21 protein-coding genes are annotated in these 17,030 nt (G+C 57.5%); 9 read left to right on the forward strand and 12 right to left on the reverse strand.

Translation table 11 applies throughout. The features are described 5' to 3' along the window. Positions 1-22: 22 nt before the first annotated feature. Positions 23-166 (reverse strand): hypothetical protein, encoded by a 144-nt coding sequence (locus AC2D8O_RS06015; RefSeq protein ID WP_484677892.1) that lies wholly within the window; start codon positions 164-166, stop codon positions 23-25. Positions 167-266: 100 nt separating this feature from the next. Next, a complete protein-coding gene (locus AC2D8O_RS06020) occupies positions 267-413 on the reverse strand; it encodes a lmo0937 family membrane protein (RefSeq protein ID WP_484677893.1) in 147 nt (48 codons plus the stop codon). A gap of 302 nt (positions 414-715) precedes the next feature. Between AC2D8O_RS06020 and atpD the strand changes: the two genes are divergently transcribed. The 6 genes from atpD (at position 716) to dprA (ending at position 6,342) form a co-directional block, all read left to right on the forward strand. Next, the gene (atpD, locus tag AC2D8O_RS06025) at positions 716-2,239 is read left to right on the forward strand and encodes a F0F1 ATP synthase subunit beta (RefSeq protein WP_484677894.1); all 1,524 of its coding nucleotides are present in this window, start codon (positions 716-718) and stop codon (positions 2,237-2,239) included. 18 nt (positions 2,240-2,257) lie between these two features. After that, the gene (gene atpC / locus AC2D8O_RS06030; RefSeq protein WP_484677895.1) at positions 2,258-2,518 is read left to right on the forward strand and encodes an ATP synthase F1 subunit epsilon; all 261 of its coding nucleotides are present in this window, start codon (positions 2,258-2,260) and stop codon (positions 2,516-2,518) included. Positions 2,519-2,664: 146 nt separating this feature from the next. Beyond that, complete coding sequence (locus AC2D8O_RS06035) at positions 2,665-3,765, forward strand: alkene reductase (protein WP_484677896.1); 1,101 nt, start codon at positions 2,665-2,667, stop codon at positions 3,763-3,765. Positions 3,766-3,873: 108 nt separating this feature from the next. Next, positions 3,874-4,599, forward strand: coding sequence for a tRNA (guanosine(37)-N1)-methyltransferase TrmD (gene trmD / locus AC2D8O_RS06040; RefSeq protein ID WP_484677897.1), 726 nt, complete (start codon positions 3,874-3,876; stop codon positions 4,597-4,599). Between the two features lie 60 nt (positions 4,600-4,659). After that, positions 4,660-5,031: a 50S ribosomal protein L19 gene (gene rplS, locus AC2D8O_RS06045; protein WP_484677898.1), complete on the forward strand. Its 372-nt coding sequence runs from the start codon at positions 4,660-4,662 to the stop codon at positions 5,029-5,031. A gap of 105 nt (positions 5,032-5,136) precedes the next feature. Continuing rightward, positions 5,137-6,342: a DNA-processing protein DprA gene (dprA, locus tag AC2D8O_RS06050; RefSeq protein WP_484677899.1), complete on the forward strand. Its 1,206-nt coding sequence runs from the start codon at positions 5,137-5,139 to the stop codon at positions 6,340-6,342. On the opposite strand, the gene AC2D8O_RS06055 is transcribed toward dprA, so the two are convergent. Genes AC2D8O_RS06055 through bshA form a run of 7 tightly spaced genes read right to left on the reverse strand, consistent with a single transcriptional unit; the run spans position 6,339 to position 11,337 of the window. Next, on the reverse strand, positions 6,339-7,043 hold the full coding sequence (locus AC2D8O_RS06055) for a hypothetical protein (RefSeq protein WP_484677900.1): 705 nt from the start codon (positions 7,041-7,043) through the stop codon (positions 6,339-6,341). The two genes, dprA and AC2D8O_RS06055, sit on opposite strands and share 4 nt — an antisense overlap. Positions 7,044-7,078: 35 nt before the next feature. After that, on the reverse strand, positions 7,079-7,885 hold the full coding sequence (locus tag AC2D8O_RS06060) for a hypothetical protein (protein WP_484677901.1): 807 nt from the start codon (positions 7,883-7,885) through the stop codon (positions 7,079-7,081). 31 nt (positions 7,886-7,916) lie between these two features. Next, complete coding sequence (locus AC2D8O_RS06065; RefSeq protein ID WP_484677902.1) at positions 7,917-8,348, reverse strand: c-type cytochrome; 432 nt, start codon at positions 8,346-8,348, stop codon at positions 7,917-7,919. Further along, a complete protein-coding gene (locus AC2D8O_RS06070; RefSeq protein WP_484677903.1) occupies positions 8,345-8,974 on the reverse strand; it encodes an SCO family protein in 630 nt (209 codons plus the stop codon). The genes AC2D8O_RS06065 and AC2D8O_RS06070 overlap by 4 nt, the downstream gene beginning before the upstream one ends. Positions 8,975-8,988: 14 nt before the next feature. After that, positions 8,989-9,894 carry a histone deacetylase family protein gene (locus AC2D8O_RS06075; RefSeq protein WP_484677904.1) on the reverse strand — a complete coding sequence of 302 codons (906 nt, stop codon included), beginning with the start codon at positions 9,892-9,894 and terminating at the stop codon, positions 8,989-8,991. Positions 9,895-9,896: 2 nt separating this feature from the next. After that, entirely contained in the window at positions 9,897-10,184 is a 288-nt protein-coding gene (locus AC2D8O_RS06080; RefSeq protein WP_484677905.1) for a hypothetical protein, read from the reverse strand. A gap of 16 nt (positions 10,185-10,200) precedes the next feature. Continuing rightward, a complete protein-coding gene (bshA, locus tag AC2D8O_RS06085; RefSeq protein ID WP_484677906.1) occupies positions 10,201-11,337 on the reverse strand; it encodes an N-acetyl-alpha-D-glucosaminyl L-malate synthase BshA in 1,137 nt (378 codons plus the stop codon). Positions 11,338-11,516: 179 nt separating this feature from the next. On the opposite strand from bshA, the gene AC2D8O_RS06090 reads away from it, so the two are divergent. From AC2D8O_RS06090 to AC2D8O_RS06100, 3 genes are read left to right on the forward strand one after another with little or no spacing between them, the layout of a single operon-like run. Then, positions 11,517-12,938, forward strand: a complete 1,422-nt coding sequence (locus AC2D8O_RS06090) for a hypothetical protein (protein ID WP_484677907.1) — start codon at positions 11,517-11,519, stop codon at positions 12,936-12,938. Beyond that, positions 12,935-13,453, forward strand: coding sequence for an NADH-quinone oxidoreductase subunit C (locus AC2D8O_RS06095; RefSeq protein ID WP_484677908.1), 519 nt, complete (start codon positions 12,935-12,937; stop codon positions 13,451-13,453). The genes AC2D8O_RS06090 and AC2D8O_RS06095 overlap by 4 nt, the downstream gene beginning before the upstream one ends. Positions 13,454-13,487: 34 nt before the next feature. Further along, positions 13,488-13,988, forward strand: a complete 501-nt coding sequence (locus AC2D8O_RS06100) for a DinB family protein (protein ID WP_484677909.1) — start codon at positions 13,488-13,490, stop codon at positions 13,986-13,988. Here AC2D8O_RS06100 and AC2D8O_RS06105 read toward each other — a convergent pair whose 3' ends face one another. From AC2D8O_RS06105 to plsY, 3 genes are read right to left on the reverse strand one after another with little or no spacing between them, the layout of a single operon-like run. Further along, on the reverse strand, positions 13,989-15,083 hold the full coding sequence (locus AC2D8O_RS06105; RefSeq protein WP_484677910.1) for an LptF/LptG family permease: 1,095 nt from the start codon (positions 15,081-15,083) through the stop codon (positions 13,989-13,991). A gap of 8 nt (positions 15,084-15,091) precedes the next feature. After that, complete coding sequence (tgt, locus tag AC2D8O_RS06110; protein ID WP_484677911.1) at positions 15,092-16,234, reverse strand: tRNA guanosine(34) transglycosylase Tgt; 1,143 nt, start codon at positions 16,232-16,234, stop codon at positions 15,092-15,094. Continuing rightward, on the reverse strand, positions 16,231-16,929 hold the full coding sequence (gene plsY, locus AC2D8O_RS06115) for a glycerol-3-phosphate 1-O-acyltransferase PlsY (RefSeq protein ID WP_484677912.1): 699 nt from the start codon (positions 16,927-16,929) through the stop codon (positions 16,231-16,233). The genes tgt and plsY overlap by 4 nt, the downstream gene beginning before the upstream one ends. Between the last annotated feature and the right edge of the window lie 101 nt (positions 16,930-17,030).

Below are 17,030 nucleotides of genomic sequence, written 5' to 3' on the forward strand. Positions count from 1 at the left end.
CTGAGCATTTAAGGCGTCTAGATTAAATCAGCTTCAGCCAGCGCAGGAACAGCAGGCCCAGGCCAATGAGCAACACAAACTTCAGAATGCCGAACACAAACTTCAGTACAGTGACGGCTAACACCAGAAGCACCACCAGCAGGAGGACGGTTTTGAGCGTTTTCATCTTCTATTCGATACAGCGGAGATAGTGGCGCTGTTCAGTGTAATGACGCAGCCTCGCAGGGGAAGTTGCATCGCATCGGGTTCTTAACATTTGATAACCGTCAGAAAGGCTTCTCTCCGCGGATAATTCTTAAGAGCACGGCAATCACGGCCAGCACCAGCAGTAGGTGAATGAGGCCCCCAATATTGAAGGCCAGAAAGCCCAGAAGCCATAGAATGATCAGGATAACAGCGAAGAGGTAGAGCATGTGTTGCGGAGAGTAGCTGTCCAGGTTAGGCAAGTTAAATGCCAGATGACCGAAACGCACAGCCATAAAGTGGCACGGGCTACCAATAGCCTACGGTGTCTTGTTTTGTAGACAAACTGGCATGGGCAGCGGCGCATCGTCCACCTAAAGCGAAGACGGATAGCAATACGTTGGGTCTGTCTAACACTTCGTGGAAGGTTTTTAACGCCTTTGAGTTTAAAGTTTGGAACCATTCGGAATCTCAACTACTTTTGCAGCCTGATTTTGCAAACCCGCACAATCGTATTCAAAGGCTTCAGATAATGAGCAGCAACGCCGCTACGAACGTGGGCAAAATTGCCCAGATCATCGGCCCGGTCGTCGACGTCGACTTCAGTGCCGACAGTGCCTCCATCCCCCAGATCTACGATGCACTGGTGGTAACGCAGGCCGACGGTACAGACCTGTACCTGGAGGTACAGAAGCACCTTGGCGAAAACCGTGTTCGCACCATCGCTATGGACAGCACGGATGGTCTGAAGCGTGGCACCGAGGTCAAGCACACGGGCCGTGCCATTTCCGTACCTGTAGGCGCTGCTATTCGTGGCCGTCTGTTCAACGTAGTAGGCCGTGCAATTGACGGTCTGCCTCAGCCCGCCGCCGACGACTACTACCCCATTCACCGTCAGGCCCCCAAGTTCGAAGACCTCGCTACCGAACCCGAAGTACTCTTCACTGGTATCAAGGTTATCGACCTGCTGGCTCCTTACCTCAAGGGTGGTAAAATCGGTCTCTTCGGTGGTGCTGGTGTAGGTAAAACCGTACTCATCCAGGAGCTCATCAACAACATCGCCAAAGCGTATTCCGGTCTGTCCGTATTCGCTGGGGTAGGTGAGCGTACCCGTGAAGGTAATGACCTGATGCGGGAAATGATTGAAGCCAACGTTATCAAGTACGGTAACAAGTTCAAAGAAGGTCTGCACCATAACAACTGGGACCTCGGCTCGGTTGACCTGAACGAACTGAAGGAGAGCACCCTATCCCTCGTGTTCGGCCAGATGAACGAACCCCCCGGAGCCCGCGCCCGTGTAGCCCTCACCGGTCTGTCCATCGCAGAATACTTCCGCGACGCACCTGGCGAAGCCAAAGGCCGCGACATCCTCTTCTTCATTGACAACATCTTCCGTTTCACCCAGGCGGGTTCGGAAATGTCGGCGCTGCTGGGCCGTATGCCTTCGGCCGTAGGTTACCAGCCCACGCTGTCGACGGAAATGGGTGCCCTGCAGGAGCGTATCACCTCCACCAGCCGTGGCTCCATCACTTCTATCCAGGCCGTATACGTACCTGCGGATGACTACACCGATCCCGCTCCGGCTACGACCTTCGCGCACCTGGATGCCACTACCGAACTTTCCCGCGACATCTCGAACCTCGGTATCTACCCTGCCGTAGATCCCCTGACTTCGTCCAGCCGCATCCTGACCCCCACCATCGTTGGTGAAGCCCATTACACTGCTGCCATGCGTGTGAAGGTAATTCTCCAGAAGTACAAGGAACTTCAGGACATCATCGCGATTCTGGGTATGGAAGAACTCTCCGACGAGGATAAGCTGACCGTAGCCCGCGCCCGTAAGGTGCAGCGATTCCTGTCGCAGCCCTTCCACGTTGCCGAGCAGTTCACCGGTATGCCTGGTAAGTTCGTAAGCATCGAAGACACCATCCGTGGCTTCAACGCCATCATCGACGGTGAAGGTGATGCTTACCCCGAAGCTGCATTCCTCTACGTAGGTACCTTCGAAGAGGCTGTAGAGAAGGGCAAGAAACTGCTGGCAGAAGTAGGTGCCTAATCTCTTTCCTCCGCTCCCATGAAAGCACTGAACGTAGAAGTAGTGACCCCCGCAGGCCGCGTTTTCGCAGGCGAGGCCATTGCTGTGCAGCTGCCCGGCTCGGAAGGGAGCTTTCAGGTACTGTACAACCACGCCCCCATCATCAGCACCCTCGGCAAGGGTACGGTGACAGTGCGCATCGCCAAGGGTGAAGAGAAAGTCTTCAACATCGAGGGGGGTGTCGCCGAGGTGGCCAATAACCAGATTTCGGTGCTCGCCAACAGCGCGTCCGAGGCCTGAGCTACAACATCTATCACGGAAAAGCCCCTGCAAAGGGGCTTTTCGCATTTGCTATAGTTGTTAAAACGAAAGATGAATTTTCTTATAATCGTTTTGAACGAATAGTGTTTGAACATGGTTTTGCTTCTGTACTCACATCTGAAGCAATGTCAAACTCTAGCGTACTCTTTTCTCCTGCCCGTATGGGCGCTCTGGAGCTCCCCAACCGTGTGCTCATGGCCCCCATGACGCGCAGCCGTGCCACAGATGAGGGCGTGCCAACGCCTGTAATGGCAACCTACTACGCGCAGCGGGCCAGTGCTGGGCTTATCCTCACCGAGGCTACCGCGGTATCGCAACAAGGTATTGGCTACACCAACATTCCTGGCATGTACTCGGAAGACCAGGTGGCAGGCTGGCGCCAGGTGACTGATGCAGTGCACGCAGCTGGTGGCCGCATCTTCATTCAGCTCTTCCATATGGGCCGAATCTCACACCAGAACTTCCAGCCCAATGGCGAGCTGCCCGTAGCACCCTCTGCCATTGCCGCCGAAGGCCAGCTCTATTCGTATCAGGGGCCTGTAGACATGCCTACACCCCGTGCACTGGAAACCAGCGAAATCCCGGGTATTGTAGCCCAGTTTGCACATGCTGCCCGCATGGCCAAGCTGGCGGGTTTTGACGGCGTGGAGGTACACGGTGCCAACGGCTATCTGCTCGACCAGTTCCTCCGCGACGGATCCAACCAGCGTACTGACAATTATGGCGGCTCCAAGGAGAATCGTGCCCGTCTGCTGCTGGAAGTGACCCGCGCCATCGTGGAAGTGTGGGGTGCCGATCGCGTTGGGGTGCGACTGTCGCCTACCAACCCCTTCAACAGCATGAGCGACAGCAATCCTGAAGAAACCTTTGGTTATGCCGCCGCTGAGCTTGCCAAACTGAACCTGGCTTATCTGCACGTCATCACCCCGATGTCGGCCGATGTGAAGCCCGAAGCGCAGCCCATGCTCAACGTCATCCGAAGCAACTACAAAGGCACTCTCATCGCCAACGGTAGTTTCGGCAAAGAAGCAGCTGAGGCAGTCATTGCCACTGGCAAAGCCGACTTCGTAGCGTTTGGCGCGCCCTTCATCTCGAACCCCGACCTGCCGTATCGCCTGCTGGTGAATGCCGAGCTGGCCCAGCCTGATGTCAACACCTTCTATCAGGGCGGCGAGAAAGGTTATACCGACTACCCAGCCTTGGCCGTGGCTTCTGCCACCCTCTGATTGCGCTTTGTACTTAACAGGAGAGGGCAGCCCGAAAGGACTGCCCTTTTCCATTGGCATGGCCAAAAGAAATCAGAACTTGCACTACGTTTCCGTTACATACCCGCTATGCGTATAGACATCATCACCTGCCTGCCCCAACTGTGCGACAGCCCCTTGACGGCCAGTATCGTGCACCGTGCCCGGCAGAAGGGGATTGTCGAGATTCAGGTGCACGATCTGAAAGAGTATAGCCCCGACCTCCGGCACCGTAAAACCGACGACTATCCTTACGGCGGAGGGGCAGGCATGGTCATGACGGTTCAGCCCATTGCCAATTGCATCCGCAAGCTTCAGGAAACCCACACCTACGACGAGGTCATTTACCTCACGCCTGATGGTGAAACCCTGACTCAGGAAATCTGCAATGAACTTTCGTTGAGCAAGAACCTCATTCTGCTGGCCGGCCACTACAAGGGCGTGGACCAGCGGGTCCGCGATGTCTTCGTCACACGCGAAATTTCCATCGGCGATTACGTCCTGTCTGGCGGCGAGCTCCCCGCGCTGGTTCTCACCGACGCCATCGTTCGGCTGCTGCCCGGGGCCATCTCTGACGAGACCTCGGCCCTGTCCGACTCTTTTCAGGGGGACCTGCTGGATGCCCCGGTCTACACCCGTCCGGCCGACTGGGAGGGCCACAAGGTGCCCGATGTGCTGCTTTCCGGCCACGACGCCAACATCGCAGCCTGGCGCGATGCCCAGTCGCTGGAGAAGACCCGCCTGCGCCGCCCCGATCTCCTGGCCCGCCTGGGTGTCGATGCCATCGAAAATGCCGAGCCCCGCGTAAAAAAATGATAGACAGGTCTAACTGTCTCAGAATTTTTCTATTTTTGCCGTCCGCTAAGTAAAGCCGCCATGCAAGAGCTTGTTAAACTGCTGCACGCTGAAACACTGCGCAGCGACATCCCGGAATTCAAAGCTGGGGATACCATCAACGTTCACGTTCGTATCCGCGAGGGTAACAAAGAACGTATCCAGCAATACCAGGGCGTAGTGATCCAGCGCCGTGGCACTGGCGCTACCGAAACCATGACCGTTCGCAAAATCAGCAACGGTGTTGGTGTAGAGCGCGTGCTCCCCATTCACAGCCCCGCTATCGAAAAGATCGAGGTGATGAAGCAGGGTGCCGTACGCCGCGCCCGCATCTTCTACCTGCGTAACCTCGCTGGTAAAGCTGCCCGTATCAAGGAAAAACTGTCGCCCGAAAAGGCTGCCAAGAAAAACTAAGGCTTCGCTGAAGTTGAACAAGCATCCGGTATCCCCGGATGCTTTTTTGTTTTACTCCCTGCCCATCTGTTGAATTCGGCACTTCACTATCAGCAGTTGTGCCTCATGGCACTCCTGGCCGTTGAGGGGGTGGGGGCATTGCGGGCGCGTAACCTCATTCGTTTTTGCGGTTCACCGGCGGCAGTGCTTGAAACGCCACCTGCAAGGCTGGCATTGGTGCCGGAAGTGTCGCCCAAACTGGCGCAGGCCATTCATGCACCGGGTCTCCGCGCCAAAGCCGAGCAGGAGTGGGAATATTGCCAGCAGCGTGGCATCCGTATTCTGTCCTATCTCACGGCCGATTTCCCGCCACTCCTCCGTGTTGAGCCAGGACTGCCGCTGCTCATCTATGTAGAAGGTACACTGCCTCTGCATGCGGTGAATGGAGTAGGCGTTGTGGGCACACGCCGGCCATCGGAGTATGGCCGCCGGCAGGCCCAGCGCTTTGCCAGTTTCTTTGCCCAGAACAACCTCAATGTGGTGTCGGGGCTGGCGTATGGAATTGATGCTGAAGCCCACCTGGCTGTGCTTGAAGCTGGCGGAGTTACCACTGCTGTGCTGGGGCATGGGCTTGGCAGTCTGTACCCTGCTGCACATAGACCCTTGGCGCGGCGCATTGTAGAATCGGGCGGCGCACTGGTATCTGAGTATCCCTCCTGGGTAGAACCCAGTCACTCGCAGTTTCCCGAACGTAACCGGATCATTGCGGCGCTGTGCCGGGCAACGGTGGTGGTGGAAGCGGCCGAGACGGGCGGGGCGCTCATTACGGCGCGGCAGGCCTTTGAGATGAACCGCGAAGTCTTTGCAATCCCCGGCGCACTGGACAGCCCCACCAGTGCCGGCTGCCACGCGCTGATCCAACAGAACATTGCCCGGTTGGTAGCCACGCCAGAAGAAGTGCTCACAGAGATAGAACCACTGTTCGAGCAGCCTATCTTGGCCCTGCGCCCACCCCGTTCATCGGTGCAGGAGAAGGCACAAGAGGCGCTAACCCTTTTTGCTTTGCCGCAGGATTTGGCCACTACCATCTCCACAGCTCCTGTTGCGGTGTCATTACCTGGAGAGGCCCAGATAGTCCCTACCGAAGCCTCTCTGCCGCCCATATTGCAGACGGTGGTGGCGGCACTTACACCTCAGGGTGTGCATCTGGACCTCCTTTCCACCAGCTTGAGCATCCCCCCGGCCAAGCTGTTGGCACACCTCCTTGAACTGGAGATGATGGGGTTGGTGCAGCCCCTCCCAGGTGGGCGTTATTCCATCGTCAGTGCTTAGCGGCGGTAATCAATGCCGTCCAGTTTGAAGCCCTTCGGTACGGCAAATGACTCCGCAGGCAGTGATTTACGCACGACCTTTGTCGCCACGTTGGTAGTGGTGAGGGTGGGAGTGCGCACGATGGTCTTCAGTGGAATACAGCCATTCAGTCCATCGATCAGGAAGAATGCCTGGCTCTTGTCCTTGTTGGCGAAATAACCCATGTCTACACGAATCTCGGGCGTGATATACACGGTGATCTTCTTTTCAGGGTCGCGCCCTACGGCTGGCCGCACAAAGCTGTAGGCATAGCACGTGTAGGTCTTGCGCTCTTGTCCATTGCCTGTCGAAACGGTGATTTTCAGGCTGTCGCCAGTGGCCACGGCTTTGGGCGCCTGCTTGATGCGTTCGCGGTAGGGCTCGCTCTTGAACAGACGCCTGTTTTTCATGTCCACTACAAAGACATGGTCATACTTATTCAGATACAGCAGTGTCTTGGGGAATGCGCCCTCATACATGTTGATGATGAAGTCGCCCTGGCGATAGTGCTGGTCCATCTTCTGGGGCACCTTGGCTTCCTGCAGCTGCATGGCATCCGGACCTGTGAAGCTGTTCTGGTAGGTAATCGAACCCTCAAACGGCTCGCCAGCCGTCAGGGTACTTTGGGCGTTGGCCTGTATGCAGAGAATTGCCGAAACGGCCAGCAGGAGAAATTTCTTCATGGCAGAGTAGAGTGCCACAAAGATAGTGCCCTTCCTCAGCCGTTGGCGATGATGGTGCCCAGTTGGCTGGCCGAAAGATGGATTTCCACGCAGCGGTTGCCTGAGATGAGCAGTTCGTATGAGAGTGGACTGCCGCTGTTCCGGAATGGGAAGACATCGCCGTCCAGTGCCCGCACGTCAGATTCACTGCGGCCAGTGCTGCCATTTACATCATTCAGGCTGATGCTCACCGAGCCACAGAGGCCAGCGCCCTGATTCAGGTGAAAGTGCGCTGGGTGCTGTGCCCCGGATGCGGTACCTGCAAGCTGTACGGTCACTTTGGCGTAGCCATTTTTCCTGCGGGCAATGGTGACCGTGCCCGAAACGCCCTCACCAGTGGGGGCTGCCAGAGTTCGGGTCAGTTGCTCTCCTGTCAGTTCATTGCCGCCGATGTCAGTACCGGCCAGCCTGGTGCCATTGCGGCGCACCAGCACATGGCCATCCATTGTCAGCAGTTGGTCATATCGTATGTTCTCAGAAGAGGCCAGCCGGGCTACATCTGTAACGCTGGAGCCCGCCTGTAAGGCATTCAGCAGCAGGGCATCGTTGCCGGGATCGGCGAGCGAGCCAAATCGTAGCGCTACCTCAGCACCGTCGGGCAGGCCGGGGGCCGACAGTTCCAATGTAGTGGTGCCATCGGTCCGCTCGCGCAACAATAGGGTCGCAGGGGAAGAGGTACCGGTTTCCTCCAGTGTATAGCGCTTCTCCCGGCCGGTAAAGCCTAGAGTGGGGGTCGGACCTTCATTTCCCGTGCAGGCTCCCAGCAGTGAGCCCGCCAATACCAACATGCGCAACAGCTTCATACCTGTAAGTTAGCCAGTTCAGGGGATGACTCTATGGGTTACAGCGTTTTTCCAGTGCTCTTAGTTCCGGTTGTGTCAATGCGCCCAGTTGGTTATCCCAACTGTTGCCCACATACACCATGATACTTACCAGTTCCATATCCGAGAGCGTAGTGTGGGCAGGCATTGCCTGATTGTAGGTCTTGCCATTCACCAGTATGCTGTCTTTCAGGCCCAGTTTCAGGGCGCAGAGAAACCCCTGATAGCCCTCTTCGCGCAGCCACGAACTGTTGGCTACTGGTGGGTACAGCCCCCCAACGCCCTCTCCCTTGTCGCCGTGGCAGTTGGCACACTGCTCCTTGTACAGCTCGAGGCCATTGGCGTAATACTGCTGCTGTTCGGTGGTGGCACCAGGCGCACACCCTTCCTGCAATAGCAACAGGCCCAACAGCAGCAATGGAAGCGCGAGAAAAGTAAGTTTCATTTGTGCTCGTATTCAGCCAGAAGTACGGGGATGTCCGCAATGAGACGATCTACGTCGGCAGGGTCGGTGCCGTTGTAGAGGCCACGGATTCGTTTCTGCCGGTCGATCAGGATGAAGTGTCCACTGTGGGTGATGTCGTCTGGCCGCTCGCTTTTGCTCACTGCCGGTACCAGATACGAGGCGGCCATGGCATAGATGCTGTCACGCTTGCCGGTCACCATGTGCCATTGGCTGGCTTCTATGCCCAGTTTTGCGGCATAGGCTTTCAGCACCGCCACAGTGTCATATTCCGGATTGATACTGTGGCTGAGAATCTTCACTCGGCGGTCACCCTTATAGGCTTCATATACCCTGAGCATCTGCGCTTTCATGCGAGGACAGATGGTGGGGCAGGTGGTGAAGAAAAAGTCGGCCACGTAGATGCTGCCCTCAAAGGTACGGTCGGTAACGATGGCGCTGTCCTGGTTTACAAACTCAAACGGCTTGATGGTGTGGTACAGGGTATCGGCTGGGGTGCCCGGTGCTTGAGGAATGGCTTCGCGCTCGCCATAGATTGGCAGTCGCCGCGCTTCATCTTGGCACGATAGGCCCATCAGGCCCACGAGTAGTAATAACCAGTATCGCATGGAATGGAGATGTTTCAGTCGTAATATTCAGCTATCAGTCGAAAAGTGTTGCAGTTGGCATCTACGCTGTGACGGATGTCGCGGCTGTAGCCACCCCCCATTACTACCACGCAAGGTATGCCCAGCCGGTGCAACAGCCGTAGGATGCGGTCGTCGCGGTCGGCGGCGCCTTGTTGGGTCAGCGCCAGTTTTCCCAGCCGATCTGTGGCCAACACGTCGCTGCCTGCGATATAGTACACCATGTCGGGCTTGTGGCGGTCTACCACCAGCGGTAACTGCTGGTTCAGAACAGACAGATAGGCGGCATCATCCGTGCCCGTCGGCAGATCAATATCCAGAGTCGATTGCTCTTTTGGTATCGGATAGTTGTCACGCGCGTGCATCGAGAAAGTGAAGGCTTCTGGTACATCGCGCAGCATGACGGCGGTGCCATTGCCCTGGTGTACATCCAGATCAATCACCATGGGCCGACGGATGCGGCCTTCGCGCAACAGGTGCCTTACACTGATAGCCACATCGTTCAGAAGACAGTAGCCCTCTGCGCGGTCGGCATAGGCATGGTGGGTGCCGCCACCCAGATGCGCGGAAACACCGTCCTCCAGCGCATAGAGTGCCGCATGAAACGAGTTGGTGGCACTGGAATGTGCCCGCCGGACCAGTTTGTCGGTGAGTGGGAGGCCAATGCGTCGAACCTCCTTGTCGGTCAGCGACAGTGTTTTCAGCCGATGCCAATAGGTAGCATCGTGTGCACCCAGAAGAACGTCGTCAGGCAGCAGTTCGTCAGGCTCAAAGAACTGCTCGGGTCGTGCGATGCCCAGATATTCCAGCTGGTCGCGCAGCAGTTCGTATTTCCGGTAGGGGAAGGGGTGTTCCGGTGGCAGGTCCAGCAGGTAGCGGTTACTGTAAGCCAGGCGCACCATGGTCAGCGGATTTCCTCAAAGTCTACTTCTTCGGCAATCTCGCGCAGGTCGCGTTTGGGGCTGCTGGCTGGCGTTTTCACTTTGGCCTTCATGCGGCCATCTATTACAATTTCCTGTTCAAAAGCCTGCGTGTGGCTATTGCGCACGTTCTGCTGCCGCCGCACCTCATCCTGCATTTTTCGGGTCAGGCGTCGCAGCATCCATTTCAGTATAACTGGCCCCATGAACGACCATAACAGCCGCAGGGCCAGGTAGCCAACCAAACAATAGAGCAGGAACTTGATGAACATGCGCCGTGGGAAGAACTCAGGCAGAGTGGAACTCGCGGATCACCCGCTCATAGTACGCTTCATAGTCCGGTACGATGGCATCGGCTGTGTAGCGCTTGGCAGTTTGATACGCGTTTTCCGAGTAACGCTGGTAAGTGGCTTCGTCTGATAGAATGGTGTAGGCATTTTCTGCCAGTGTGTCTACATCGCCAACGTCGCTCAGCAGGCCACTCACGCCATGCTCCACCACCTCGGGCAGACCGCCGGCATTGGTACACACTACTGGCAGCCCACAGGCCATGGCCTCCAATGCCGCCAGACCAAAACTCTCCGTCTCGCTGGGCATCACGAAGAGGTCGGCCATGGGCAGAATCTGCTCTATCACATCCTGCTTGCCCAGAAACACCACGCGGTCGGTCAGGTTGTTTTCGCGTACACTGCGCTCGATGGGCGAACGTTCGGGGCCGTCGCCTACCAGCAGCAGTTTCACGTCCAGTCGCTTGCTCACGCGGCAGAACGCCTGATACACATCCTGCACACGCTTCACGCGCCGGAAGTTCGACACGTGAATCATCAGCTTTTCTCCTTTGGGCGTTATCAGCTTGCGCAGCCCTTCCTTTGGAATGCGTTTAAAGCGCGTCAGGTCCACAAAGTTGGGAATCACTTCAATCTCGCGCCGGATGCGGAAGTTCTCGAACGTGGCCTTCCGCAGGTAGTCCGAAACTGCCGTTACGCCATTCGAGTGGTTGATCGAAAAGGTTACCACCGGTTCGTAAGCTGCTTCCTTGCCTACAAGGGTAATATCAGTGCCGTGCAGGGTAGTAACGAATGGCAGGTTCAGCCCCATGTCCTTAAGAATCTGCTGGGCCAGGTAGGCAGACGACGCATGCGGAATGGCGTAATGCACATGCAGAATGTCCAGCTTATGGTACCCCACGGTTTCCACCACCTTGCTGGCCAGTGCCGACTCGTATGGCACGTGGTCAAACAGCGGGTACCCATGTGGGTCTACCTGATGGTAGTAGATATTCTGGGCGAAGGTGTCCAGCCGGACAGGGCGGTCGTAGGTGATGAAGTGTACCGTGTGTCCTCGCTGCGCCAACGATTTGCCCAGCTCCGTTGCTACCACGCCGCTGCCACCAAACGTGGGGTAGCAGACGATGCCGATGTTCATAGGAGTGCTTGCTGAATGAGTGGAGTGAGCCGCAAGGTACGCACCGGGCGTTTGACAACCGGTTAATAATATGTTATTGACGAACTCCAACGCATTCGCGGTATTTAAGGTTCGGTGGGATACTTTTTTGCCTTTCCTGCGTTAATAATCCCGACTTTCAACCAGCAATCCACAACAAGATGAATTCCCCGCTGCCGCGTCTTGCCCGTCGCATGTTCCGGCATTCCGGCGCCGCGCTGGGAATGGGCATTCTCCTGCTGGCCGAGTCGCCCTGCGCGAAGGCACAGACGCCACCCCAGAAAATTGCGGTGGCTCACAACCCTACTGATTCTTCCCGCTTCCGTTCTACTCGGGCGCGTGCGCTGCCCAGCACCCGCCGGCCCGTGGTGGTTACCACCTGGCAGCAGAGCATCGAGATGGCCAACGATGCCTATGCCGAGAAAGCCTACAACCTGTATCTCGAGCGCCTGATGCAGGCACAGCAGTTGGGCCTGGCGCACCCGCGGCTGCTCCTCTCGCTGGCCAGAGCCTATGCCCTGCTTGACCGCCCTGCCGAAGCTTTTCGTGAATTGGATAGGCTCGCTGCTACCGGAGTTTCGGTGCAGCTGGCCGAAGAACCTGATTTTGCGGCCTTGCTTCGCACGCCTGAGGGCATCGCTGCATCGCTGCGCCTGAAGGCCAATGCCAGCCCCATGAACACCAGTGTGGAAACGGGTGCCGTGTGGGAATCGGGGCTGGGCACATCTGCACTGTTGCGCGATTCCCAAACGGGCAAGTGGATCATTGCAGCGAGCCGTAAGCGCAAGGTCATGCTCTATGCTCCTGTGCAGCGCAAGGCTGCCAGCCTTGTAGATGGGCCTCGTGCCCAGTTGGACGGCCTGCGCGCGCCACTTGACCTGGCCCTCGACGAAACCCGCCGCGAACTCTGGGCCGTTTCCGCCGATTACTCCACGCCCATCCCGACAACCGCTCTCCTCCAATACGACCTCGGCACGGGATTGCTGGTGCGCAGCTACAGCCTGCCTGGCAGCACCCCCAGTGCGCTTACGGCACTCGCAGTAGGTGCCACACAACGCTTTGTTCTCGATGCGCTCAACAGTGCCGTCTGGTCGCTGGATATGGCGAATGGTTCATTGACGCAGGTTCAGGGCCTCGCGCACCTCTCACGGCTGGAAGCGCTCGCCCTTTCCGCTGACGAACGGTTTCTCTACCTCGCCGACCACGACATGGGGCTTTTCCGCCTCGACCTCCGCACTGCCCAACTGGTGCGTCTGCAGGCCGCCCAGCCCTTTGGGTTGGCTGGCATCACCGACTTGCTTTACTACCAGAACAGCCTCATTGCGGTGCAGGGCGGGCTCACGCCTCAGCGGATTGTGCGTTTCTTCCTGTCTACCAGCACTACGGCTGCCCAGCAGGTCGTGAGCCAACAGGTACTCGATTCCGGGAATCCCCTTTTTCGCAATCCGGCGCTCGGCTTCGTGCAGGGTGGCAAACTTTACTATCTGGCTGCCAACGTACAGGAACCCCCTATCGATGCCAGTGCTATCGCTACCGATACCAAAGCTGTTATATTGGCCGTGCCTTTAGGCACTCGAAAATGACACAGCCAGCCACTGCTACACTTACTCTGGTTCAGCAACTCATTGTACAGGAGCTTGGCAATAGTGTTGTTGCGACAGACGACTCCAATACCACTGCCGGGCAGCCCTGGCTAGCCATTGCCCCGCAGCACTTCCGCACAGTTATTGAGTTGCTGCGCACGCACCCTGATTGCTACTTCGATGTGCTGGCGTCGCTCTCGGGCGTAGACCTCGGCCCCGATGCCAACCGGATGTGCGTTGTCTACCACCTCCATAGTGTTACACGAGGTCATCGTCTGGCGCTGAAGGTATTCACCAACCGTCAGGCGCCCGCGGTGCCGAGCATCGCCGATCTCTTCCGTGCAGCCGACTGGCACGAGCGCGAAACCTGGGACCTGCTTGGCATTCACTTCGACGGCCACCCCGACCTCCGTCGTATCCTCCTGCCGGAAGACTGGGAAGGCCATCCTCTCCGTAAGGATTACAAGGCCGCCGACGAATACCACGGCATCAAAATTGACTACTATACCTCCTAGACCGCCCGACAGCGGTCTTTTTTGTTTCCTGACCATGACACACGCAGACCGAACCCAGCTCATTGCTTCCTATGCCGCTGCTCCCGACATGCTGGAGCAGGCGCTGCCTCACTTTCCCCGCGAAATGTGGCAGTATCGTTACGCCCACGACCAGTGGACTGTTCATGAGATTCTTGTGCACCTGACCGACTCGGAGACCAACAGCTACGTGCGGTTGCGACGCCTGTTGGCCGAACCCGGCAGCCCCGTGTTGGGCTACGACCAGAATGGCTGGGCCGTGGCACTGAAGTACCACGCACAGGACGCCGATCTCTATGTCCGCCTGTTCCGTCTGCTGCGCGAAGCCTCCGCCCAATTGCTGCAACTGGCAGACCCCGCTGCATTCGATACTGCAACCATCGTCCATTCAGAGCGCGGCGTCATGACCTTTGACCAGTGGCTGCACGATTACGAGCGCCACACGCCTGGGCATATCCAGCAGATGCAGCGCGTGTACGACCACTGGGTGGCTGCCGGCAAACCAGCTGCACGGTAGTTACTTGGGCGCTACCCGCACAAGAAACACCGCCAGTCCCAGAAAAAGCGCATTGGGCAGCCATACTGCTACCCAAATGGGGGCACTGTCGCCTATGATGAGCGAGGCCGTGTTGAGAATGAGAATGTAGAGAAAGCAGAGCACCAGCCCCAATCCCAGTTGCATGGAAATGCCACCCCGGCGTTTGGTGGTGCTCAGTGCTACACCTATCACTGTGAGAATAATGGCTGCGAACGGGTAGGCATACCGCTCCTGTTGGGTCCTTATCAGTTGCGGCAAAAAGTTCGATCCCCGGTCACGCTCTACTTCTATATAATCTTCCAGCTCGCTCAGGGTCATGGTTTCGGCCTGGTTCTCGCGCTGGAAAATATCCTCTGGCTTCAGCTTCAGCGTTGTGTCGGCTTCGCCCCGCTCGCGGTAGGTGTGGGTGCCATCGGGCCGGAAGAAGAATTCCTTCATGCCTACCATCTTCCAGCTGCGGGTGCTGTCTACCCAATTCAGGGTAGCTACGTCCAGGCGCCGAACAATCCGCCGTGCCGAGTCGCGCTCCAGCAACGATACGTTGTTGCCGCGGTACTCATTCTTTTGGTAGCTCTGCATGAAGAAAAACGACTGGTTGTCGATCTTCTTCGCGATGTTTACCAGGGTAGCGTTGTGGTAAGGGTTGTCGGTCCGGCGTTGCTCGAAGGCCAGCCACCGTTGCGTGGCATGGGGCACAATGTAGGCGTTGAGGTAGAACGACGCTGCCGCCAGAACGGTTGCAATTACCAGATAGGGCCGCAACAGCCGATAAAAGCTGATGCCCCCACTCAGTATGGCCACTATCTCGCTCTGGGTGGTCATTTTACTGGTGAAGAAGATGACCGCCAGGAAAATGCAGATGGGGCTCAGCTTGTTCACCATGAAGGGCAGGAAGTTGGCGTAATACTCAGAGAGTATCTCGCTGAAGGGCAGCTTCTTCTCCACGAAGTCGCCCAGCTTCTCGGCCAGGTCCATCACGAAAATGATGACCGTCACCGCCAACACAATGAAAATGAACGTCGTCAGAAACTTCTTGACGATATAGCCATCGATTTTCCGCAGGTACAGCTTCATGGGGAGGGTCAGTCGGCGGCGCGGCGATTCAGTTGGGGTACCAGGTCGTTTTTCCAGGCCACAAAGGTTCCGTCTTCAATCCGCTGTCGGGCTTCACGCACCAGTGCGAGGTAGAAGTGCAGGTTGTGCAGGGTGGCAATTTCCCAGGCCAGCGCTTCACCTGCCACAAACAGGTGGCGCAGATACGACTTGCTGTACACGAGGTCAATCTCACAGGTGGAGGTTGGGTCCAGCGGTGAGTGGTCGTTGCGATAGCGGGCGTTTTTCAGGTTACGGATGCCGTCGCGGAAAAACAGCAGGCCGTGGCGGGCGTTACGGCTGGGCATCACGCAGTCCATCATATCTATGCCGCGGGCAATGGATTCCAGCAGGTCGGCTGGGGTGCCTACACCCATCAGGTAGCGGGGTTTGTGGGCGGGCAGTACGCCACAGCACAGCTCGGTAATGTCGTACATCACCTGGTTTTCCTCGCCTACGGCCAGGCCGCCAATGGCGTTGCCCTCAAAGTCCATTTCGGCAATGGCCTCGCACGAGGCTTTGCGCAGGTCATGATAGGTACTGCCCTGTACAATGCCGAACTGTGCCTGCCGATGGCCATACTTTGGCGGCACCGACTTGAAATAGCTCCGGGCTTCACGCGCCCAGCGGTGCGTCAGGTCCAGGCTTTTACGCGCATAGCCATACTCGCACGGATTGGCCGGGCACTCGTCCAGCACCATCAGTATGTCCGAGCCGATGCTCCGCTGCATGTCCACCACGCTCTGCGGCGTGAACAGGTGCTTCGAGCCATCAATGTGGCTGGCGAAACGCACGCCTTCTTCCAGAATCTTGCGGCGGTGGGCCAGACTGTACACCTGATAGCCGCCGCTGTCGGTCAGGATAGGCCGGTCCCAGGCCATGAAACGATGCAGGCCGCCTGCCGCTTCCAGTACCTCGGCCCCGGGCCGCAGATACATGTGGTAGGTGTTGGCCAGGATGATGTCGGGGTTCACGTGTTGCACCAGCGCCTGCTGCAACACCGCCTTGATAGTGCCCTGCGTGCCAACCGGCATGAAAATTGGCGTGCGGATGGTGCCGTGCGCCGTCTCGATACGGCCCGTACGGGCCGCACCCAGCGTCTTTTCCAGTGTGAAGAACGAAGGGGTTGTCACGCCTGCTTCTCCTTCTTCGTCAGGAAGCCAACCTTGCTCTCGTTGCCAGCCCGTATGCGCTGGATGTTGCTGCGGTGGGTAAACATCACCAGCAGCGGCACCAGAATGGCAGCACCAAGCAGCACATGGTCGCCGATAGGTTGTTGGGTGTATAGATAACCCACGTAGGCAGGCATTACCCATGCAGCGCCCATGCTGGAGAGCGATACCATCTTGCTCACCAGCAGCAGTACAATGAACACGCCAAGCGCAATGAGCGCAGCCCACGGAAAGATGGTCAGCATCATACCGAGCAGCGTATTCATGCCCTTGCCACCCCGAAAGCCCGCCAGCACCGGCCAGATGTGGCCTATAACTGCCAACAGGCCGCACAGGCACTGCACCGTGGCGTAGTCCAAAGCCGTTGCCCCCGCCAGGCTGTCGTCAGACAAAAAGGCTACTGGCAGCAGTGCAGCTGCCACACCTTTGAGGATGTCCACCACCTGTACCGTCATACCGGGCCAGAAGCCCAGGTTCCGGTAGGTATTGGTGCTGCCTGCATTGCCGCTGCCCATCTCACGGATGTCTTTGCCCGATACCAGTTTGCTCACCCACACGGCTGTAGGTACACTGCCAATGAGATAAGCCACGGCGAGCATGGCCCAGAAGGGTAGGGGCGCGGCCGAATAAAGTTGTCCCAGCGTCAGCAGGTTCATATGTTGTTTGTCAGGGAAGTCACGAAACTACGAAAACCCCGCCAAGCACCTGCTGGCCCTGTAACGCAACAGGGGCCCGAAGGCCCCTGTGCAGTAGTAGA

It is taken from the genome of Pontibacter sp. T17 (assembly GCF_057219875.1).